This is a genomic window from Sphingopyxis sp. 550A (assembly GCF_053569535.1).
This window is the reverse complement of sequence record NZ_CM131615.1, coordinates 3,020,942-3,040,825: the sequence shown is the minus strand read 5'-3', so window position 1 is coordinate 3,040,825 and position 19,884 is coordinate 3,020,942. Positions and strand designations below refer to the sequence as shown.

The window sequence follows — 19,884 nt, the reverse complement described above, 5'->3', positions numbered from 1 at the left end:
TCATCCCAGCGCAAGTTGGGATCGCTGGAGCGGGAAAGCCAACGGTCCCAGCTTTCGCTGGGACGACGAATGAAGAGAGGCAGGGCCATGCGCGCATTCATTTTTCCGGGTCAGGGCAGCCAGGCGGTCGGCATGGGCAAGGCGCTCGCCGATGCGTCGCCGGTGGCGCGCGAAGTGTTTCAGGAAGTCGACGAGGCGCTCGGGCAGAATCTCTTCAAGCTGATGAGTGAAGGCCCCGAGGATGAACTGACCCTCACCGAAAACGCCCAGCCCGCGATCATGGCGAATGCGGTCGCGACGCTGCGCGTGCTGGAGAAGGAGGGCGGCGTGACGCTCGCCGCCAAGGCCGCCTATGTCGCGGGCCACAGCCTCGGCGAATATAGCGCGCTGTGCGCGGCCGGCGCCTTCGACCTTGCGACGGCGGCGCGGCTGCTCAAGACGCGCGGGCAGGCGATGCAGGCGGCGGTGCCGGTCGGCGTCGGCGCGATGGCGGCGCTGCTCGGCGCCGACATCGACACCGCGCAAAGGCTCGCCGACGCGGCCGCCGAGGGCGAGGTCTGCACCGTTGCCAACGACAATGATCCGTCGCAGGTCGTGATCTCGGGCCACAAGGGCGCGATCGAGCGCGCGGTCGCTCTGGTCAAGGATTTCGGAATCAAGCGCGGCGTCCTGCTGCCGGTATCGGCGCCCTTCCATTGCCCCTTGATGCAGCCCGCTGCCGACGCGATGGCCGAGGCGCTCGGCGCGAACCCGCCCGCCGCGCCGCTGGTGCCGGTGGTTGCGAACGTCACCGCGAGCCCGGTCAGCGACGCCGGCACGATCCGCGACCTGCTCGTCCAGCAAGTAACGGGCCGTGTCCGCTGGCGCGAGAGTGTCGGCGCGATGGAGAACATCGGCGTCGGCCAGTTCATCGAATTCGGCGGCAAGGTGCTGTCGCCGATGGTCAAGCGCAGCGCATCGGGCGAGGTCGAGACGGTGAGCGTCATTTCGATGGATGACATCGAAGCGCTGCTGAAAACTCTTTGAAAAGATTCGCGCAGAGGCGCAGAGATCGCAGAGATCGCAGAGATTATGACGCAACATATCGATCAGATTTCGCATGATGTGATCGGCGTTGCGATGCGCTTGCACAGTGAAATCGGACCAGGGCTGCTGGAGAGCGTCTATGAGACGCTTCTGGCCGGACGATTGGCTGCAATGGGATATAAGGTTGATCGGCAATGGCCGATCAACATCATTTTCGATGGAGTTGAATTTACCGAGGTCGCCCGTGTCGATTTATTGGTCGACGAACGGCTGGTGGTCGAAATCAAGTCAACCGACGCTGTGCATCCTGTTCATTCAAAGCAGGTTCTCACTTATTTGAAGTTGCTTCATTTGCCCGTTGGACTGCTGATCAACTTTGGTCAGGCTACCCTGAAGGACGGCATACGCCGCCTCGTGAACGACCATAAGGACTCTGCGCTCTCTGCGTCTCTGCGCGAAAATCATTCTATACCGACATCCGATACCCGGATGCAGAAATAAGGAACAAGACTATGTTCGATCTCACCGGCATGACCGCCCTCGTTACCGGCGCTTCGGGGGGCATCGGTTCGGCCATCGCGCAGGCGCTTGCGGCGCAGGGCGCGCGGCTGGCGGTGTCGGGATCCAATGCCGACAAGCTGGGGGTCTTTCGCGACAGCCTTGGCGGCGATCATGTTGCCTTGCCGTGCAACCTCGGCGATGCCGCGGCGGTCGATGCGCTGGTGCCGTCGGCGCTCGAGGCGCTGGGTCAGCTCGATATTCTCGTCAACAATGCCGGGGTCACGCGCGACAATCTGATCATGCGGATGAAGGACGAGGAATGGTCGGATGTGATCCGCATCAACCTCGAGGCGAATTTCCGCCTCGCGCGCGCCGCCGCGAAGCCGATGATGAAGGCGCGGTTCGGCCGCATCATCTCGATCACCAGCGTCGTCGGCGCGACGGGCAATCCGGGGCAGGCCAATTATGCGGCGTCGAAGGCGGGAGTCACCGGCATGACCAAGGCGCTGGCGCAGGAACTGGCGAGCCGCGGCGTGACCGCGAATTGCGTGGCGCCGGGCTTTATCGCCACCGCGATGACCGACGACCTGCCCGACGCGCAGAAGGAAGCGCTCAACCAGCGCATCCCGGCGGGACGGATGGGCGAGGGGAGCGATATCGCCGCGGCGGTCGTCTATCTCGCGTCGAAGGAAGCTGGGTATGTTACCGGGCAGACGCTGCACGTGAACGGCGGGATGGCGATGCTGTCGTGACATCGCGACGTTGGGACGTTCGCGACTGAACGGCTGCTAACGACCGGAAGCGGCCGCCCGGCATCTCCTAACTTTGTCATCCCCGCGAAAGCGGGGACCCAGAGCGTGCGTCGGCTAACCCCACACTGGGTTCCCGCTTTCGCGGGAATGACGAAGGTGGGGAGGGGCAGCTTCCCACTTCAAAGCCGCCCTGCGCCCTTTTGGGGCGAAGTCGGTGTCAGCTATGCAAAAAGTGCATCACATCCCCATCCTGCACGACATAGCCCTTGCCCTCGGCGCGCAGTTTGCCCGCTTCGCGCGCCTTGGCCTCACCGCCCAGCGTGACATAATCGTCGAAAGCGATCGTCTCGGCGCGGATGAAACCCTTCTGGAAATCGCTGTGAATCTCGCCTGCCGCCTCGGGCGCGCTCGCGCCCTTGTGGACGGTCCAGGCGCGCGCTTCTTTCGGCCCGACGGTGAAGAAAGTCAGAAGATGGAGCAATTCATAGCCGGCGCGGATCACGCGCGCGAGCCCGGTTTCGTGGAGGCCCATCTCCTCTAGGAACATCATGCGCTCGTCGGCGTCCATGCCGACCAATTCGCTCTCGATCGCCGCCGAGACGATCACCGCCTGCGCGCCTTCGGCCTTGGCGCGCGCGAAGACGGCTTCGCTGTGGGCGTTGCCGGTCGCGGCATTACCCTCTTCGACATTGCAGACATAGAGGACGGGCTTGGTGGTCAGAAGCTGCGCCTGCTTCAAAATGCGCTCTTCCTCGACGTCCTTGGGCTCGGTCAGCCGCGCGGGCTTGCCGGCGCGCAGCAGATCGAGCGCCTGGCCGAGCACCGAGGCCGCGGCCTTGGCCTCCTTGTCGCCGCCGGTCGCCTTCTTCTGAAAGGCGGGGACGCGCTTCTCGAGGCTTTCGAGATCGGAGAGCAGCAGTTCGGTCTCGACCGTCTCGGCATCGGCGACGGGATCGACCTTGTTCTCGACATGCTGAATGTCGTCATCCTCGAAACAGCGCAGGACGTGGACGATCGCGTCGACCTCGCGGATGTTGCCGAGGAACTGGTTGCCGAGACCTTCGCCCTTCGACGCCCCGCGCACCAGCCCCGCGATATCGACGAAGGCGAGCTGGGTCGGGATGATCTTCTGGCTGCCCGCGATCGCGGCGAGCTTGTCGAGCCGCGCGTCGGGCACGGCGACGTTGCCGATGTTCGGCTCGATCGTGCAGAAGGGATAATTCGCCGCCTGCGCCGCCTGCGTCTCGGTCAGCGCGTTGAACAGGGTGGACTTGCCGACATTGGGCAGCCCGACGATCCCGCATTTGAAACCCATTTTCTAACCCTTTTGACCAAGCCATCGCGCAAAGACGCGCACCGGCTGATATTCCCAATCGAGGCGCTCATAGAGCCCCGCGGCGGGATTGCCATCCCGAACCATCAATTCGACCTTCGGACAGCCGCGCGCGGCAAGCCAGTCGCAGCCGCCGTCGAGCAGCCTGCGCGCGATCCCGCCCCCGCGCCAGTCGGGCCGCACGCCCAGATAATAGACCCAGCCGCGATGCCCGTCGAACCCCACCATGACCGTCCCGACGATCGCGCTTTCTGCTTCGGCGAGCAGGATCGTCGAGGCGTCGTGGCCCAGCGCGCGGTCGAAATCGGCGCTGGGGTCGTTCCACGGCCGGGTGAGGTCGCAGCTTTGCCACAGAGCGATCACGGCGTCGCGATCGACGGGCGTCGCGGCGCGGACCGCCGTCACGGCTGCAGCCGCAGCGCCAGATCGTTCTGGAATCGTACGTCGTCGCCGTCGGCGAGCCAGCCCGCTTCGGCGGCGATCGCGCCGAGCAGGTCGGTCAGCGGCTCGATTTCGCTCTTGTGATAATTGCCGAGGACGTGGCCGGTGACGCGGTCCTTGTGCCCCGGGTGACCGATGCCGATGCGCACGCGGCGGAAATCGTCGCCGATATGGGCGATCATGCTGCGGATGCCGTTATGCCCCGCCGCGCCGCCGCCGCGCTTCACTTTCACCTTCATCGGCGCGAGGTCGAGCTCGTCGTAAAAGGCGGTGACGTCCTGCGGCGTCAGCTTGTAGAAATCCATCGCGGCGCGCACGCTGCGGCCGCTTTCGTTCATGAAGGTGCCGGGTTTCAGGAGCAGGACACGCTCGCGGCCGATACGGCCGTCCTGAATCCAGCCCTGGAATTTCTTCACCGGAGTGGAAAAGCCGTGCGTGTCGGCGATGACGTCGGCCGCCATGAAGCCGACATTGTGGCGGTGCATCGCATATTGGGGCCCGGGATTGCCGAGGCCGACCCAGAGCTGCATGACAGTGCCTTTCCCCGCCGCGAGAGCGATGACGATAGCATTGTCGAATAAAGCAGCCGTGTCCCCGCGAAGGCGGGGACCCATCACCGGCCGGTGCTATCTTGAGCCGTCCGGTGATGGGCACCCGCCTTCGCGGGTGCACGCTGCTCTTTATTCCTATTCAGGCGATCAAGCCTCTTCGGCGGCTTCGCCCTCGTCCTTCGTCGTGTCGCCGTCGCTCGACTTGAGCGCCGACGGGGCGACGATGGTCGCGATGGTGAAGTCGCGGTCGGTGATCGCGCTTTCGCTGCCCTTCGGCAGTGTCACATTGCTGATGTGGATCGAATCGCCGACATCGAAACCGGTGACGTCGATCGTGATCTCGTCGGGGATCTTGTCCGCTTCGCAGACCAGTTCCAGCTCGTGGCGAACGATGTTAAGCACGCCGCCGCGCTTCAGGCCGGGCGAGGCTTCTTCGTTCGCGAACACGACCGGCACTTCGACATGGACCTTGGCGTCCTTCGAAATGCGCAGGAAGTCGGCGTGGATCGGACGATCCTTGACCGGATGGAAAGCGACGTCCTTCGGCAGCGTGCGAATGCTCTTGCCGTCGACGTCGATCATCACGACCGAGTTCATGAAGTGACCCGTCATCAGCTGCTTCATCAGCAGCTTTTCCTCGACGTGGATCATCAGGGGTTCTTCCTTGCCGCCATAGACGACGGCGGGGACGCGGCCATTACGACGCAGCTCGCGCGAGGCTCCCTTGCCTCCGCGTTCGCGCGTCTCGGCCGTCAGCGTCAGCTGATCGCTCATAGTTATTCTCCGAGTTCGGTTACACAGTTCCGCCACGCCTCCAGGGATGACCATGACGGAAGCGCGGGCGCATAGCGGGGAAGCGGCGGAAATGCAAGCGGGGAGGGGGATGGCCACTTCTCGACCGGGAGCGGCCCCATCCCTGTTCGTCACCCCGGACTTGATCCGGGGTCCCGCTCGGCAACGGTGACAAGCGAGACCCCGGATCAAGTCCGGGGTGACGAAAGTCTGAAAGCGACCGGAAGCTATTGCTCATGGCGGCTCTCTCCCCTTCAGGGGAGAGATACGCAGGCTTGCCGGTTTACCGGCTAGCCGGAGTTGAGAGGGGCGTGGACGCCTCCCCCTCTCCCAACCCTCTCCCCTGAAGGGGAGAGGGCTTTATGGCCGCTCCCCACCCCAAAGGGGCCTCCTGCTAGAAACTCGCGCGCGCCGTGATCCGGATGTCGCGGCCGGCGAGCGGCACATAATCCTTGGTGAAGCTGGCGTGGCGCCGCGCGTCGACGTCGAAGATATTGTCGGCGGCGAGCGTCAGCGACAGGTGCCGGGTTTCGGGAAGCGGGCGCCAGGTCAGCGAGGCGTTGACCAAAGTGAAGCCCTTGGTCGGCGTCTCGAACGCCGCGATGCGGGTCTGGTCGTCGGTCCATTCGACCTCGGCGCGCGCGTCGAGCCGCTCGCTCGATGCCTCCAGCCCGCCGCGGATGCGCAGCGGCGGGATGCGCGGGACATAGGGACCGTCGACGATCTTCGCGCGCGTCATGTCGGCGGTCGCGTCGGCGCCGATATGGAAGCCGCCGATCTGCGCGAGCGGCGCGGCGCCCTCGAACTCGAAACCCCAGACGCGTGCCTTGTTCTGGCGGAACTCGAACAGGGGCAGATCGTCGGCGATCAGGCCAGTGTCGGTTTCATAGATGAAATTGTCGAACCGGCTCGCATAGCCGGTCAGCCCCGCCGACCAGCCGTCGCGCTTGAACTTCAGCGAGGCTTCGCCGCCCCAGCTCGTTTCCTTGGCGAAATTCGGATTGCCGCGCTCATAGGTCAGGGTCGCCGCGTGCGGGCCGTCGGACAGCAGTTCTTCGGCCGAGGGCGCGCGCTCGCTGCGCGAGATCGAGACGCTGGCCTTGAGCCCATCGGCGAGCTGATAGCTGAGCCCAGCCGCACCCGACAGGCTGCTGAACGAGCGGTCGAAGCCGATGCTTTCGGCGCGGACCTGGGACTTTTCGAGGCGCAGCGCACCTTCGAGTGTCACCGGACCGCGTTCGAGTTCCTGCAGCGTGAAGGCCGCGATGCGCGTCGTTTCGTTCGCGGGCAGGAAGGCTTCGTCGCCGATCGCCGCGAAGTCTCGGAAGCTGTACTGGACGCCGCTCGCGCCGCGCCAGCCGCCGCGGTCGTTCTGCGCCAGTTCGGCGCGCGCCTCGATGCCGCGGTTGGTGAAGCGGGTTCCGGGCTCGCCATCGTCGAATTCGGTATGGGCATAGTCGGCATAGGCGCCGCGCACGCGCAATTTCTCGAACAGTCCGTCGCCGAGCTCGACCTCGCCGCGCAAGTCGACGCGATACTGGCGCGCCTTGATCGTCGGCACCTCGTCGATGTCGGCGCGCGGCGGGATGCCATATTCATCCGCGAGATAGCCGAAGCTGATCCCGAGCGAGCCGCCGTCGTCGATGAAGGCGGCGCCGACGCCGGCGCTTTTGCTGGTGCTCTGGCTGTTCGGCACCTTGCCGCGGCTGTTCGCGGCGTCGGTCAGCCGCGCCGCCTCGTCGGCATCGCCGTCGGCGGTCGCGTCGGCCGCGAGGTCGAGCAGATGCGCGCGCAGGGCAGGGGCATAGATCAGCCCGCCGACGCGGACATTGTTCGAATCGCGATAATTGCCGTCGGCGTGGACGACGAAGCGCTGGCCGACCGGCACGTCGATCGAGGCGCCGATGCTCTTGTCGTCGGCGGCGGTGCCGTAGCTCGCGAGCGCATCGAGGTGGAAGGGGCTTTCGGGAATGCTGCGCGGGATGCGGCGGTCGAAGACATTGACCGCGCCGCCGACCGCCTGGCTCGAAAAGAGCAGCACCGAGGGGCCACGCAGGATCTCGATGCGCTCGGCGGTCAGCGGATCGATCGACACCGCATGGTCGGCCGAGGTCGAGGAGGCGTCGATCGCGCCGAGCCCGTCGACCAGCACCGCCGCGCGCTCGCCCGAAAAGCCGCGCAGGATCGGGCGCGAGGCGCCGGGGGAGAAGCTGCTCGATGAAACACCGGGCTGTGCGGCGAGCGTGTCGCCGATCTGGCCGCGGATATCCTGCGCCAGCTTCTCGCCCTCCATCACCGAGACATTGCCGAGGATGTCGAGGCTGCGGACGTAGGGCGCGGTGACGACGATCGCCTGGTCGGTGTGATAATCGTCGTCGCCGGTCGGCTGCGGCGCGGCATCCTGCGCAAAGGCGGGGGCGGCGATCATCAGGGCGAGCGTGAAACCGGTGGAGGAGAGAAGGCGCATGAAGGGGATTCCTGTTGTTCGGGACGGCAAGTCGCCGACGCCAGTAATGATATACTGTTACAATGACAAGGGTTGTGCAGCGACGATGGATGCCGTTCGTCGGCGCTCGTGCCCCGTTGGTCGACGAAGTGGGCCTGTGCTTGGGGCAAGCGAAGCTGTCTTGCGGCGCTGGGGCGGCGGTCCTAGATCAAGGGCATGACTATTGCCAAAACCAGCCTGGACCTCATCGGCAACACCCCGCTCGTCCTGCTCGAAGGCCCCAGCAAGGCGACGGGATGCGAAATCTGGGGCAAGTGCGAATATGCCAACCCCGGCGGATCGGTGAAGGACCGCGCCGCACTCTATATCGTCCGCGATGCCGAAGCGAACGGCAGCCTGCGCCCCGGCGGGACGATCGTCGAGGGGACGGCGGGCAACACCGGCATCGGGCTCGCGCTCGTCGGCAATGCCTTGGGCTACAAGACGATCATCGTCATGCCCGACAACCAGAGCGCCGAGAAGATGGCGACGATCCGCGCGCTCGGCGCCGAGCTTGTGCTCGTGCCTCCCGCGCCCTTTGCCAACCCCGGCCATTTCGTCCACACCTCGCGCCGCATCGCCGAGGAAACCGACAATGCGATCTGGGCGAACCAGTTCGACAATATCGCCAACCGCAAGGCGCATATCTTCGGCACCGCCGAGGAGATATGGGAGCAGATGGACGGCCGCATCGACGGCTTCACCTGCGCCGCGGGCACCGGCGGGACGATCGCCGGGACGGGGCTGGGCCTCAAGGCCAAGGATGCCGCCATCACCGTCGCGCTCACCGATCCGCACGGTGCCGGGCTGTATAATTATTATCAGTGCGGCGAGTTGAAGCCTGAAGGATCGAGCGTCGCGGAAGGCATCGGGCAGAACCGCATCACCGCCAATCTGGAAGGGGCGCCGATCGACACCCAGTTCCGCATCTCTGACGAAGAGGGGCTGAAGGTCGTGCGCCAGTTGCTCGATGAGGAGGGGCTGTGCCTCGGCCTGTCGTCGGGGATCAACGTCGCGGGCGCGATGGCGCTGGCGCGGCAGCTCGGGCCGGGCAAGCGGATCGCGACGATCCTCTGCGACAGCGGCTTTCGCTATCTGTCGACGCTCTACAATCCCGAATGGCTCGCGAGCAAAGGGCTGGCGGCATGACCGGACCCTCCGCGACGACCCCGCCCGCGCCGGTGAATGATTCGATGCGCCGGCTTCAGATCGGGATTGCCGGTTTGCTGACCGTGCTGCTGCTCGTCGGCATGGCGGGGCTCATCGGCGATCGCGCGCGCCAGAATGCGGCGCAGGAGGCCCCAGCGACGACGCAGATGGCGCCGCTCGATGCCGCGAAGGCCGGCAGCGCGCCGCTTGAGGAACTGGGCGTGCAGCCGGTGTCGAAGGACCAGAATGAGGTCGGCGGCGTCAAGGCGCCGCAGCCGGCTCCCGCGGTTCCCGACCTCGAACCCGATCCAGCGCTCGCGCGGGCCCGCCAATCGAAACAGTGACCGCGCGCCGCCGCCCGGCTGCGCTCGACGCCGCCGTTGCGGTGTCGGTGCTGCTTGTGCTGGCATGGGTCGCGGGCGGGCAGGCGGCGCTCGGGCGGATCGATCCGGCGCTGGTTTTGCCGTGGCTGGCGTTGGTGCTGGTGCTTCTGGAGCGATGGCGACAAGCTCGCGAAAACAAGCTGCGTGGCCCCGCGAAGGCGGGGACCCATCTCCGGCCGGACCGAGATAGCGCCGACCGGAGACGGACCCCCGCCTTCGCGGGGGAACACGGCTTTCTTGTCGTGGTGCTCCTGCTCCTGCCGGCGCAGGCGATTCTTGCTCTGCTGCTCGCGGGGCAAATGCCTTGGGCGCAACTGGGGCTGGTTGGTGTCGGGGCCGTGCTGGTCGCGTGGCTTGCCGCCCATCTGGCGCGGTGGCGGGTGGGCAGGGCGGTGCGAGGCATGGTTGCGCTGTTGCTTATCGGGGTCTGGTTTGCCGGGTCGCATCTGCTGCTCGCCGCTCTCTATCGCGCTCCACCCGCCGCGGGCGCCCCCGTCACCATGCTCACCGGCCTGCCGCTGCGCTGGTCGGCGGATGGCGACATGGCGGCGATGATCGCGCAAGGCATGAGCGACGACCCGGCCTTGCAGCGGATCGAGGCGGCGGGGCCGGTGCGCCTGATCGACAGCCTGATCGACCATCCGCCCGCGCCGGGCGGCACGCTGTTCCTCGCGCATCCGCGCGCGCTCGCGCCGCGCGAGCTTGTCGCCGTCGATGCTTTCGTACGTGGGGGCGGGCGCGCGGTCATCCTCGCCGACGCCCTGTCGGGCTGGCCGGCGCGCCACCCGCTCGGCGATCCGCGCAATCCGCCGGTCACCAGCCTGCTGACCCCGCTGCTCGATCATTGGGGCGTGACGCTCGGCGCCGCTCCGGCAGGCGAGCGGGGGCCGCTGGCGATCGATATCGACGGCGCGCGGCTGCGCCTGTTCAGCGCGGGGCAGTTCGAGCGGTTTCCCGCCACCTGTCAGGCCCATGCCGGCCGCCGCATCCTCCATTGCCGCATCGACCGGGGCGAGGCCTGGCTCGTCGGCGACGCCGATCTGATCTTCGCGCCGCTCTGGAGGGCCGCGCCCGACTGGGCGGCGCATCTGCGGCGGGCCGACACGATGGAATGGCTCGCCGCGTCCCTCTGGCCGCGCGGCAGGCAGGCAATCCTGCGACCCTTGTGGATTCGTGCCATCGAACAGGCGGGCGAATAGGCAGGCGAAAGCAACGACTTCCCGGCCGCTTCCGCGATCGATTCTCCTCTCATTCCCATGCCTCGGGCCCTGCATTGCGGCGTCCGGACCCGTTTTGGCGCTCATTTCATCGCGAAATCACCTATTTGGGGCGTAATATCCCTATCTCACCCTAAAATACCCCTTTCCACCCCGATGGAGTCTTGATAGGCAGGAATCGGAGAGGGGCAATCTCCGCCTGAGTCTTTCGGCCCGAATCTGTCGATTCCGGGCGCAGGGAAATATTGCCCGGTGGCGCGAGACAGGGGGCTTCAGCGATGGCAGTTGTGACGCCCGGCCGTTATTCGGGCACCAACTTTGCCGCGATCGATGGCAAGGGACGCATCGCCGTCCCCTCGCAGTTCCGCAACAATGTGCCCCTCAATGCGGACGGCCAGCGCGTGCTTTGGGTCGGCTTCCACGAAAAGCTGCCGTGCCTCGTCGCCTATGGGCAGGATCAGTACGATCGCCTGTCGGACGAGATCGAGCGCGACCGCGACACCGCGCTGACCCGCAACCTCGATTTCGACGAGGACGAGGCGTTCAAGAAGCGCTTCAGCTATACCGAGGCCTATACCCTCGACGACAGTGGGCGCTTCCTGCCCAATTTCACCGCGCGCGACCGCGTGGGCGAGGCGGGCGCGACCGCCTTCGTCGGGTCGGGCCGCCGCTTCGAGATATGGTGGCTGCCGACGCTCGCCGAATGCGCCGAGGCCGATCCGGTGCTGCGGCGATTGGCCGGGGCCTGGGAACAGACCAGGGGGAAGGCGCGAAAGTGACCGAACTCCCCCGAGACCTGCCCCGAGATCCTCGGCACGATCCGGTCCTCCGCGAAGAAGTCATCGCCGCTCTTGCCATCGCCCCCGGCGAGCGCCACGTCGATGCGACCTTCGGCGCCGGCGGCTATACGCGCGCGATGCTGTCGGCGGGCGCCGCGGTGATCGCGTGCGACCGCGACCCCGACGCGATCGCCGAAGGGCAGGCGCTGGTCGCCGAGGCCGATGGCCGGCTGACGCTGATCCACGGCCGCTTCGGCGAGATCGACCGGCTGCTCGCCGAGCGCGGGATCGAAACGGTCGACGGCATCACTTTCGACATCGGCGTATCGTCGATGCAGCTCGACCGCGACGCGCGGGGCTTTTCCTTCCAAAAGGACGGCCCGCTCGACATGCGCATGGCGCAGGAGGGCGAAAGCGCCGCCGAGTGGCTCAATCGCGCCGATGAGGAGGAGATCGCCGACGTCCTCTATCATTATGGCGACGAGCGCCAGTCGCGCCGCGTCGCGCGCGCGATCGTCGCGGCGCGGCCGCTGTCGCGCACCGGCGAACTGGCGACGGTGATCCGCAAGGCGCTTCGCCATCCGCCCGGCGCGCCCAAGGATCCCGCGACCAAAAGTTTCCAGGCGATCCGCATCCACATCAACGGCGAACTCGACGAACTGGCCGAGGGGCTTGCCGCCGCCGAGCGCGTGCTGCGTCCCGGCGGCCGTCTCGCGGTGGTCAGCTTCCACAGCAGCGAAGACCGCATCGTCAAGAATTTCCTGCGCGCACGCAGCGGCGGCGACGCCGGCGGATCGCGCCACCGGCCCGCGCTCCAATCTCCGGCGCGGGCCGCAACTTTCGATCCGCCCGCGCGCAAGGTGCGCCCGTCGAAGGCGGAAGAGGCGCGCAATCCCCGCGCACGCTCTGCAACGCTGCGCAGCGCGGTGCGCACCGCGGCCCCGGCCTGGCCCGGTTCATCGATCAAGAAGGAGTCCATGTCATGCTGATGGCGGCCCGCAAGCTCCAGGGAATCGGCCTGGTCCTGCTCGTGCTCCTCTTCGCGATGGCGCTTTATCCGGTCTCGCTGAAGGTCGCGGCGACGCGCAGCGAACTGACGCGGATCGAGCGCCAGATCGACCGGACGCAGGCGAATATCCGCTATCTCGAATCCGAACTCGCGGTGCGCGCCTCGATGCGCCAGCTCGAACAGTGGAACGCCGACAGCTTCGGCTATTCGGCGCCGTCGGCTTCGCAATATCTGGAGAGCGAGCGTCAACTCGCCTCGCTCGACGGCCTGCCGCGCGCGCGCGGCGCCAACGAGGTCGCGCCGGTGCTGATGGCGATGGTGAGCCCGGTGGGAGCGAGCCCGGTCGGCACCCCCGCGTCGGCCACGACCGCCGCCGAAAAGCCGGCGACCAAGCCCGCGGCTGAAAAGCCCGTCGTTCTCGCGCAGGCCGAAACCGCCGTGCAGAGCGATTCGCCGCCGCGCATGGCGCCGACCCGCCGCCGCGAACAGCTCAAGATGATCGAGGATCAGTTGCTCGCCGAATCGACGCTCGCCGACCTCAAGCGCGCCGCGGCGCGCGAAGCGGCGGGAGGCAAGACCGCTCCATGAACACGCTGGTCGTCCGTCCGGCCCGGGTGCGCACCGCTGGAGTGCGGCAGCAGATATTGCTGACCGCGCAGCAGCGGCTGATGATGCTCATGCTGTTGTTCATGGCGGCCTTTTTCCTGATTTCGATGCGCCTGCTGTTTTTCGCGCTGTTCGATACCTCGTCGGGGCATGGCGATGGCGCGGCGACTTTCATTCCCGCGCGCGCCGACATCGTCGACCGCAACGGTGTGCCGCTCGCGCGGACGATCGACGGCTATTCGATCCGCGTCGTGCCGGAGAAGCTGCTCAACAATCGGCAATATCTGGCCGACGAGCTGGTCAAGATCTTTCCCGATACCCCGCGCGAGGAGTTTCTGGCGAAGCTCAGCGGTCCGCGCCCGACCTACATCCGCCGCCGCGCGCTGCCCGATCAGGTCGCGGCGGTGAACGCGATCGGCGATGTCGGATTCGACTTTCCGCGCGAAAAGGAGCGGCTTTATCCCCAGCTCAGCCTCGCGGCGCAGGTGCTGGGCTTCACCGATGCCGAGGGGCACGGCGTCACCGGGGTCGAAGGCGCGTTCGACAAGCAGCTGACCGACAAGGCGACGCGCGGCGAGCCGCTGGCGCTGTCGATCGACGCGCGCGTTCAGGGCGTGCTCGAAAGCGAGCTCGGCAACGCGGTGACCAATCTGGAGGCGATCGGCGGCGCGGGCATCATCCTCGACGTCCACACCGGCGAGGTGCTGGCGATGACCTCGCTGCCGACCTATAATCCGAACAAGCTGATCGCCGGCGACATGGCCGCGCGCCGCAACGCGGTGACCTATAATCTTTATGAGCTGGGATCGGTCATCAAGCCGCTGTCGATCGGCGCGGCGATCGACAGCGGCGTCGTGACCAGCATGGCGAAACGCTACGACGCGACCAAGCCGCTCGCGATCGCGGGATTTCATATTCGCGATTCGCACATGATGGGACGCTGGCTCAACGTGCCCGAGACGCTGATCCACAGCTCGAACATCGTGACCGCGCAGATCGCCGACCAGCTCGGCAAGGAAAAGATGGAGGCGATGTTCCGCAGCATCGAATTCAACAAGCGTCCGGCCATCGAACTCAAGGAACGCGCCTTTCCGCTGTGGCCCAGGGAATGGGGCCGGCTGTCGACGATGACGACCAGCTACGGCCACGGCATCGCGGTGACGCCGCTGCATCTCGCAAATGCCTATGCCGCGCTCGTCAACGGCGGCATCTGGCGCCCCGCGACGATTGTGAAGCTCGGCGACAAGGCACCGCCGCAGGGGCATCGCGTCTTCAAGGCGTCGACGAGCGCGCGGATGCGCCAGCTCCTTCGCCTGATCGTCTCGGACGGCACCGGCCGCCAGGCCGACGCGCCGGGCTTTCGCGTCGGCGGCAAGACCGGTAGCGCTGAAAAGCCGGGCGCGGGCGGCTATCGCCGTCACTCGCTCGTCTCGACCTTCGCCGCCGTTTTCCCGATGGACAATCCGCGCTACGTCGTCATCGCGATGATCGACGAGCCGAAGGGCAATGCCTTCAGTTCGGGCCAGCGTACCGCGGGCTATACCGTCGCGCCGGTGGTTAAGAAGGTGGTGATGCGCGCGGGTCCGATGCTCGGCGTCTTCCCCGACGAAAGCCGCGACGTCGACGTGTCCGAACTGACCCCGCTGCTCTGGAAGAACGGGGAAAGCGAATAATGCGCCTGTCCGCGCTGACAGGCGATCATGGTCTGGCAGGGGCGGACCCGGTGGTGACCGGGCTCGCGATCGACCATCGCAAGGTTGCCCCGGGCACGATCTTCGGCGCCTTCGTCGGCGAGAGATTCAATGGCGAGGATTTCATCCCCGCCGCCGTCGAGGCCGGGGCGATCGCCGTCGTCGCGCGGGCCGAGGCGAAGGTCGAGGGGGCGGTCCACATCGCCGACGCCAATCCGCGCCGCGCCTTCGCGCATATCGCCGCGCGCTTCTTTCACCGCTTTCCCGCGACCTGCGTCGCGGTGACCGGCACCAACGGCAAGACCTCGACGGTCGAGATGACGCGTCAGCTCTGGCGCATGGCGGGCTTTCACGCCGCGTCGATCGGCACGCTCGGCATCACCACCTCGAACGACAGCGCCGCGACCGGGCTGACGACGCCCGACATCGTCACCTTCCTCTCGAACATGTCGGGCCTCGCGGCCGAAGGCGTGACCCACGCGGCGTTCGAGGCGTCGAGCCACGGCCTCGACCAGTATCGCACCGAGGGATTGCGCGTGAAGGCGGCCGCCTTCACCAACCTCAGCCACGATCATCTCGATTATCATGGCGATATGGACAGCTATATGGCCGCGAAGATGCGGCTGTTCCGCGAGGTTGTCGACGCCGACGGCACGGCCGTCATCTGGAACGACGATATATGGTCGCCCGCCGCCGAATATGCGGCGAAGCAGCGCGGCCTCCGCACGCTGACCGTCGGCACGCACGGCGAGGATTTGCGCCTTGTCTCGCGCGAGCCGACCCAGCTCGGCCAGTCGCTGCTGATCCAGGCGGGGGCGTTGGCGCAGAAGGTCACGCTGCCGCTGATCGGCGCCTATCAGGTCGCCAATGCGCTCGTCGCGGCCGGGCTGGTGATCGCGACCGGCGGCGACGTGCAGCAGACGCTCGCCAATCTCGCGCGGCTCCAGCCGGTGCGCGGGCGGCTGGAACGCGCAGCGATCACGCGGGCGGGCGCACCTGTCTATGTCGATTATGCACATACGCCCGATGCGATCGAAGCCGCGCTCGACGCGCTCCGCCCGCACGCCGCGGGCCGGCTGATCCTCGTCTTCGGCGCCGGCGGCGACCGCGACCAGGCGAAGCGCGCCGAAATGGGCCGGGTCGCCGCCGCCAAGGCCGACGTCCTGATCATCACCGACGACAATCCGCGCGGCGAAGATGCCGCCGCGATCCGCGCCGCGATCGCCGAGGGCGCGCCGGATGCCCAGATCATCGGTGACCGCCGCGCCGCGATCGCCGCCGCGATCATCGAGGCGCGCGCCGACGACATCGTCTGCATTGCGGGCAAGGGTCACGAGCAGGGCCAGATCGTCGGGCGCGGCGAGGCGATGCGCATCCTTCCCTTCGACGATGTCGCGGTCGCGCGCGAGGAGGCGGCATGAATCCGCTGTGGACCGCACGCGCTATCGCGGCTGCTACGGGAGGGACGGCCAGCGCCGACTTCACGGTGCAGGGCGTTGCCTTCGATTCGCGCGAGGTGACGAAGGGCGACCTGTTCATCGCGATGAAGGGCGAGGCGACCGACGGTCACAAGTTCATCGACAAGGCGATCGCGGCGGGCGCCGCGGGTATCGTCTGCGAGACCGACATCGAGTTTCCGCATGTCCGCGTCGCCGACAGCGTCGCCGCGCTCAACGCGCTCGGCACCGCATCGCGCGCGCGCAGTCACGGGCGGATCATCGGCGTCACCGGATCGGCGGGCAAGACCGGGACGAAGGAGGCGCTGTTCGCCGCGCTCGATCGCTTCCGCCCCGGCAAGGCGCACCGTTCGGTCAAGAGCTACAACAACCACGTCGGCGTGCCGCTCAGCCTCGCGCGGATGCCGTCGACCGCCGATTTCGGCGTGTTCGAGATGGGGATGAATCACGCGGGCGAGCTTGCCGAACTGACCCGCATGGTGCGCCCGCACGTCGCGATCGTCACCACCATCGCGCCCGCGCATATGGAATATTTCGGCAGCGAAGCGGCGATTGCCGACGCGAAGGGCGAGATTTTCGAAGGGCTGGAACCAGGCGGCACCGCGATCCTGCCGTTCGACAGCCCGCATTATGCGCGGCTGCGCGCCAAGGCGGAGCAGCATGCCGCGCATATCGTCAGCTTCGGGCTCGGCGAGGGCGCCGACGTCCGCGCGGTCGACTGGCTGCCCGACGGGCAGGGCGGATCGCTCGTCACCGCGCAGGTGCAGGATGCGCTGCTCTGTTTCACCATCGCGCAGGCGGGCGCGCATTGGGTGTCGAATGCGCTTGCGGTGCTCGCTGCGGTGAAGGCGGTCGGCGGCGACCTGCCCGCCGCGGGGCTGGCCTTTGCCGAGATGGGCGGGCTCGCCGGGCGCGGCGCGCGCCACCGGGTCCAGGTGCCCGGCGGCTCGATCCTCGTCATCGACGAAAGCTATAACGCCAATCCCGCTTCGATGGCCGCGACGATCGAACAGCTCGCGGCCGAATCCGGCGACCGCAAGGTTGCGATTCTGGGCGCGATGAAGGAGCTTGGCGCCGATGGCGAGGCCTATCACACCGCGCTCGCGGCTCCGCTCGTCGCGGCGGGCGTGCGGTTCGCCCTGCTTGTCGGCGAAGAGATGGCGCCGCTTGCCAAAGCGCTTGAGGGACGCATCGAATTCGAGCATGTGGCCGCCCACCCGGCCGCGACCGCGCGGCTGAAGGACGTGATCTGGCCCGGCGACACGGTGCTGGTCAAGGGATCGAACAGCGTCGGCCTGTCGCATGTGGTGACGGCGCTGACCAACGGGGATTATTGATGTTATATTGGCTGGCGGAATGGCTGGGCTTTCCGGGGGCTTTGAACCTCATCCGCTATCTGAGCTTCCGCTCGGGCGCCGCGGTCGCGACCGCGCTGATCATCGGCCTGTGGATCGGGCCGCGTTTCATCCTGATGCTGCGGATGCGGCAGGGGAAGGGGCAGCCGATCCGCGACGACGGCCCGCAAAGCCATCTCGCGAAAAAGGGCACGCCGACGATGGGCGGGCTGATGATCCTCATTTCGCTGATGATCTCCGCGCTCTTGTGGATGGACCTGTCGAACCGCTTCGTCTGGGCGTGTCTGTTCGTTACCGGCGGGTTCGCGGCGGTCGGATTCCTCGACGATCTCGACAAGGTGACCAAGGCCAGCCATCGCGGGATTCCCGGGCGCGTGCGCCTGCTGATCGAGTTCGCGATCGCCGCGGTCGCGGTGCTGCTGATCGTTTCGCGTACCGGCACCGACCTCTATCTGCCCTTCTTCAACGACGTCTACATCCCGCTCGGACCCTTTTATTACATCTTCGCGATGGTGCTGATCGTCGGCTTCGGCAATGCGGTGAACCTGACCGACGGGCTCGACGGGCTCGCGACCTTTCCGGTGATGATCGCCAGCCTGACCTTCCTCGTCATCGTCTATCTGTCGGGTAACGTGAAATTCGCCGGCTACCTCGGCATCCCGCACGTTCCCGGCGCCGGCGAACTCGCGATCTTCGCCGCCGCGATCATCGGCGCGTGCCTTGCCTTCCTGTGGTTCAACGCGCCGCCAGCGGCGGTGTTCATGGGCGATACCGGCAGCCTCGCGCTCGGCGGTGCGCTCGCGACGGTCGCGGTGACCGCGCAGCACGAGCTGGTGCTCGTCCTCGTCGGCGGCCTGTTCGTGGTCGAGGCGCTGTCGGTGATCATCCAGGTCTTCTGGTACAAAAGAACGGGCAAGCGCGTTTTCCGCATGGCGCCGATCCACCATCATTTCGAGCAGCTCGGCTGGCCCGAATCGACCGTCGTCATTCGCTTCTGGATCGTCTCGATCATCCTCGCGCTCGCGGGGCTCGCGACGCTCAAGCTGCGGTGATCACGTCGCGCGCCTTTGCCGGCCGCCGCTATGCGGTGCTGGGGCTGGCGCGCTCGGGGCTGGCGACCGTCGAGGCGCTCGTCGCCAGCGGCGCGGGCGTCACCGCGTGGGACGACCGTGAGGAAGCGCGCGACGAGGCGATGGCGCTGAACGCCGATATCGCCGATCCGCTCGCCATCGATCTCGTCGGTTTCGCGGGCGTCGTCGTGTCGCCGGGCGTGCCGCTCAACCGCCACCCGATCGCCGCGCACGCGCGTGAGGCGCATGTCCCGGTGATCGGCGACGTCGAGCTGTTCGCCGAAGCGCGTCCCGATCTGCCGCCGCACAAGGTCGTCGGCATCACCGGCACCAACGGCAAGTCGACTGTCACCGCGCTCGTCACCCATATGCTCGACAGCGCGGGGGTGCCTGCGCTGATGGGCGGCAATATCGGCCTGCCGATCCTGTCGCGCGATCCCTTGCCCGAGGGAGGGGTCTATGTGCTCGAATTGTCGAGCTATCAGATCGACCTCGCGCACAGTCTCGCCTGCGACGTCGCGGTGCTGACCAATCTGACCCCCGACCACCTCGACCGCTACGACGGTTTCGCGGGCTATGCGGCGTCGAAGGCGCGGCTGTTTTCGTTGCAGCACCGCGATCAGGTCGCGATCGTCGCGGTCGACGACGATCCGTCGCGGATGATCGCCGGGCGCATCAATCACCGTCTCCACCGCGTCTCGGCAAAGGACATCGATCCCGCCGACCAGGCGCGCTGGCCCGCGCTGCAGGGACCGCACAACGCGCAGAACGCGGTGTGCGCGATCGCCGTCTGCCGGACGCTGGGGCTGAACGACGAAGAGATCGAACGCGGGCTCGCCACCTATCGGGCGCTCCCGCATCGCATGGAATGGGTCGGCGAAGCCGCTGGCGCCAGCTGGTACAACGACAGCAAGGCGACCAACGCGGCTTCCGCTGCACCGGCGCTGGCGGCCTTTCCGCCGGCGCCGGACCAGCGTCTGCACTGGATCGCCGGCGGGCAGGCCAAGGGCGACGGCCTGTCCGCCTGCCGTCCCTGGTTCGGCCATGTGAAGCGCGCTTATCTGATCGGCGAGGCGGTCGAGGCTTTCGCGGCCGAGATCGGCGATGCGATCCCGATCGACCGGGCAGGCGATCTCGCGACCGCGGTCGCGCATGCGGCGGCGGCGGCAGAGCCCGGCGACATCGTCCTGCTCTCGCCCGCCTGCGCGTCGTTCGACCAGTTCTGGGACTATGAGCAGCGCGGCGACGCGTTCCGCGACCTCGTTCGAGCGTTGGGAGATGGATGAG

At 67.1% G+C, this 19,884-nt stretch carries 19 protein-coding genes; 14 read left to right on the top strand and 5 right to left on the bottom strand.

Going from position 1 to position 19,884, the window contains the following annotated elements:
- Positions 1 to 87 precede the first annotated feature (87 nt).
- The 3 genes from fabD to fabG are packed head-to-tail and all read left to right on the top strand — an operon-like array spanning position 88 to position 2,279.
- Positions 88 to 1,026, top strand: coding sequence for an ACP S-malonyltransferase (gene fabD / locus ACVENA_RS14600; RefSeq protein WP_449325946.1), 939 nt, complete (start codon positions 88 to 90; stop codon positions 1,024 to 1,026).
- Positions 1,027 to 1,071: 45 nt separating this feature from the next.
- Positions 1,072 to 1,527: a GxxExxY protein gene (locus ACVENA_RS14595; RefSeq protein WP_449325945.1), complete on the top strand. Its 456-nt coding sequence runs from the start codon at positions 1,072 to 1,074 to the stop codon at positions 1,525 to 1,527.
- Between the two features lie 11 nt (positions 1,528 to 1,538).
- A complete protein-coding gene (gene fabG, locus ACVENA_RS14590) occupies positions 1,539 to 2,279 on the top strand; it encodes a 3-oxoacyl-[acyl-carrier-protein] reductase (RefSeq protein WP_449325944.1) in 741 nt (246 codons plus the stop codon).
- A gap of 217 nt (positions 2,280 to 2,496) precedes the next feature.
- Here the strand turns inward: fabG and ychF are convergent, their stop codons facing one another.
- The 5 genes from ychF to ACVENA_RS14565 form a co-directional block, all read right to left on the bottom strand.
- Positions 2,497 to 3,594, bottom strand: a complete 1,098-nt coding sequence (ychF, locus tag ACVENA_RS14585; protein WP_449325943.1) for a redox-regulated ATPase YchF — start codon at positions 3,592 to 3,594, stop codon at positions 2,497 to 2,499.
- Between the two features lie 3 nt (positions 3,595 to 3,597).
- Positions 3,598 to 4,017 (bottom strand): GNAT family acetyltransferase, encoded by a 420-nt coding sequence (locus ACVENA_RS14580; protein WP_449325942.1) that lies wholly within the window; start codon positions 4,015 to 4,017, stop codon positions 3,598 to 3,600.
- Positions 4,014 to 4,583 (bottom strand): aminoacyl-tRNA hydrolase, encoded by a 570-nt coding sequence (gene pth, locus ACVENA_RS14575; protein ID WP_257549580.1) that lies wholly within the window; start codon positions 4,581 to 4,583, stop codon positions 4,014 to 4,016. The genes ACVENA_RS14580 and pth overlap by 4 nt, the downstream gene beginning before the upstream one ends.
- Before the next feature lie 168 nt (positions 4,584 to 4,751).
- The gene (locus ACVENA_RS14570; RefSeq protein WP_257549582.1) at positions 4,752 to 5,378 is read right to left on the bottom strand and encodes a 50S ribosomal protein L25/general stress protein Ctc; all 627 of its coding nucleotides are present in this window, start codon (positions 5,376 to 5,378) and stop codon (positions 4,752 to 4,754) included.
- Positions 5,379 to 5,790: 412 nt separating this feature from the next.
- Complete coding sequence (locus ACVENA_RS14565) at positions 5,791 to 7,863, bottom strand: TonB-dependent receptor (RefSeq protein WP_449325941.1); 2,073 nt, start codon at positions 7,861 to 7,863, stop codon at positions 5,791 to 5,793.
- A gap of 195 nt (positions 7,864 to 8,058) precedes the next feature.
- Between ACVENA_RS14565 and ACVENA_RS14560 the strand changes: the two genes are divergently transcribed.
- From ACVENA_RS14560 to murD, 11 genes are all read left to right on the top strand, one after another.
- Positions 8,059 to 9,030 carry a cysteine synthase A gene (locus tag ACVENA_RS14560; protein ID WP_257544193.1) on the top strand — a complete coding sequence of 324 codons (972 nt, stop codon included), beginning with the start codon at positions 8,059 to 8,061 and terminating at the stop codon, positions 9,028 to 9,030.
- Positions 9,027 to 9,374 carry a hypothetical protein gene (locus tag ACVENA_RS14555; RefSeq protein ID WP_257544191.1) on the top strand — a complete coding sequence of 116 codons (348 nt, stop codon included), beginning with the start codon at positions 9,027 to 9,029 and terminating at the stop codon, positions 9,372 to 9,374. Before ACVENA_RS14560 ends, ACVENA_RS14555 begins: the two co-directional genes overlap by 4 nt.
- Positions 9,371 to 10,612, top strand: coding sequence for a Gldg family protein (locus ACVENA_RS14550; protein ID WP_449325940.1), 1,242 nt, complete (start codon positions 9,371 to 9,373; stop codon positions 10,610 to 10,612). Before ACVENA_RS14555 ends, ACVENA_RS14550 begins: the two co-directional genes overlap by 4 nt.
- Before the next feature lie 296 nt (positions 10,613 to 10,908).
- Positions 10,909 to 11,409, top strand: coding sequence for a division/cell wall cluster transcriptional repressor MraZ (locus ACVENA_RS14545; RefSeq protein ID WP_449325939.1), 501 nt, complete (start codon positions 10,909 to 10,911; stop codon positions 11,407 to 11,409).
- Positions 11,406 to 12,398, top strand: a complete 993-nt coding sequence (gene rsmH, locus ACVENA_RS14540) for a 16S rRNA (cytosine(1402)-N(4))-methyltransferase RsmH (protein ID WP_449325938.1) — start codon at positions 11,406 to 11,408, stop codon at positions 12,396 to 12,398. Before ACVENA_RS14545 ends, rsmH begins: the two co-directional genes overlap by 4 nt.
- On the top strand, positions 12,392 to 13,006 hold the full coding sequence (locus ACVENA_RS14535; RefSeq protein ID WP_449325937.1) for a hypothetical protein: 615 nt from the start codon (positions 12,392 to 12,394) through the stop codon (positions 13,004 to 13,006). The genes rsmH and ACVENA_RS14535 overlap by 7 nt, the downstream gene beginning before the upstream one ends.
- The gene (locus ACVENA_RS14530) at positions 13,003 to 14,697 is read left to right on the top strand and encodes a peptidoglycan D,D-transpeptidase FtsI family protein (protein ID WP_449325936.1); all 1,695 of its coding nucleotides are present in this window, start codon (positions 13,003 to 13,005) and stop codon (positions 14,695 to 14,697) included. The genes ACVENA_RS14535 and ACVENA_RS14530 overlap by 4 nt, the downstream gene beginning before the upstream one ends.
- Complete coding sequence (locus ACVENA_RS14525) at positions 14,697 to 16,136, top strand: UDP-N-acetylmuramoyl-L-alanyl-D-glutamate--2,6-diaminopimelate ligase (protein ID WP_449325935.1); 1,440 nt, start codon at positions 14,697 to 14,699, stop codon at positions 16,134 to 16,136. Before ACVENA_RS14530 ends, ACVENA_RS14525 begins: the two co-directional genes overlap by 1 nt.
- Positions 16,133 to 17,509 carry a UDP-N-acetylmuramoyl-tripeptide--D-alanyl-D-alanine ligase gene (locus tag ACVENA_RS14520; RefSeq protein WP_449325934.1) on the top strand — a complete coding sequence of 459 codons (1,377 nt, stop codon included), beginning with the start codon at positions 16,133 to 16,135 and terminating at the stop codon, positions 17,507 to 17,509. The genes ACVENA_RS14525 and ACVENA_RS14520 overlap by 4 nt, the downstream gene beginning before the upstream one ends.
- Complete coding sequence (gene mraY / locus ACVENA_RS14515) at positions 17,509 to 18,579, top strand: phospho-N-acetylmuramoyl-pentapeptide-transferase (RefSeq protein WP_449325933.1); 1,071 nt, start codon at positions 17,509 to 17,511, stop codon at positions 18,577 to 18,579. The genes ACVENA_RS14520 and mraY overlap by 1 nt, the downstream gene beginning before the upstream one ends.
- Complete coding sequence (gene murD, locus ACVENA_RS14510) at positions 18,576 to 19,883, top strand: UDP-N-acetylmuramoyl-L-alanine--D-glutamate ligase (RefSeq protein WP_449325932.1); 1,308 nt, start codon at positions 18,576 to 18,578, stop codon at positions 19,881 to 19,883. The genes mraY and murD overlap by 4 nt, the downstream gene beginning before the upstream one ends.
- Position 19,884 lies beyond the last annotated feature (1 nt).

What these genes read in the sequence shown, in the direction of transcription:
- fabD (WP_449325946.1), top strand. Translation starts at nt 88, where the DNA reads ATGCGCGCATTCATTTTTCCGGGTCAGGGCAGCCAGGCGGTCGGCATG.
- ACVENA_RS14595 (WP_449325945.1), top strand. Translation starts at nt 1,072, where the DNA reads ATGACGCAACATATCGATCAGATTTCGCATGATGTGATCGGCGTTGCG.
- fabG (WP_449325944.1), top strand. Translation starts at nt 1,539, where the DNA reads ATGTTCGATCTCACCGGCATGACCGCCCTCGTTACCGGCGCTTCGGGG.
- ychF (WP_449325943.1), bottom strand. Translation starts at nt 3,594, where the DNA reads ATGGGTTTCAAATGCGGGATCGTCGGGCTGCCCAATGTCGGCAAGTCC.
- pth (WP_257549580.1), bottom strand. Translation starts at nt 4,583, where the DNA reads ATGCAGCTCTGGGTCGGCCTCGGCAATCCCGGGCCCCAATATGCGATG.
- ACVENA_RS14570 (WP_257549582.1), bottom strand. Translation starts at nt 5,378, where the DNA reads ATGAGCGATCAGCTGACGCTGACGGCCGAGACGCGCGAACGCGGAGGC.
- ACVENA_RS14565 (WP_449325941.1), bottom strand. Translation starts at nt 7,863, where the DNA reads ATGCGCCTTCTCTCCTCCACCGGTTTCACGCTCGCCCTGATGATCGCC.
- ACVENA_RS14560 (WP_257544193.1), top strand. Translation starts at nt 8,059, where the DNA reads ATGACTATTGCCAAAACCAGCCTGGACCTCATCGGCAACACCCCGCTC.
- ACVENA_RS14555 (WP_257544191.1), top strand. Translation starts at nt 9,027, where the DNA reads ATGACCGGACCCTCCGCGACGACCCCGCCCGCGCCGGTGAATGATTCG.
- ACVENA_RS14545 (WP_449325939.1), top strand. Translation starts at nt 10,909, where the DNA reads ATGGCAGTTGTGACGCCCGGCCGTTATTCGGGCACCAACTTTGCCGCG.
- ACVENA_RS14535 (WP_449325937.1), top strand. Translation starts at nt 12,392, where the DNA reads ATGCTGATGGCGGCCCGCAAGCTCCAGGGAATCGGCCTGGTCCTGCTC.
- ACVENA_RS14530 (WP_449325936.1), top strand. Translation starts at nt 13,003, where the DNA reads ATGAACACGCTGGTCGTCCGTCCGGCCCGGGTGCGCACCGCTGGAGTG.
- ACVENA_RS14525 (WP_449325935.1), top strand. Translation starts at nt 14,697, where the DNA reads ATGCGCCTGTCCGCGCTGACAGGCGATCATGGTCTGGCAGGGGCGGAC.
- ACVENA_RS14520 (WP_449325934.1), top strand. Translation starts at nt 16,133, where the DNA reads ATGAATCCGCTGTGGACCGCACGCGCTATCGCGGCTGCTACGGGAGGG.
- mraY (WP_449325933.1), top strand. Translation starts at nt 17,509, where the DNA reads ATGTTATATTGGCTGGCGGAATGGCTGGGCTTTCCGGGGGCTTTGAAC.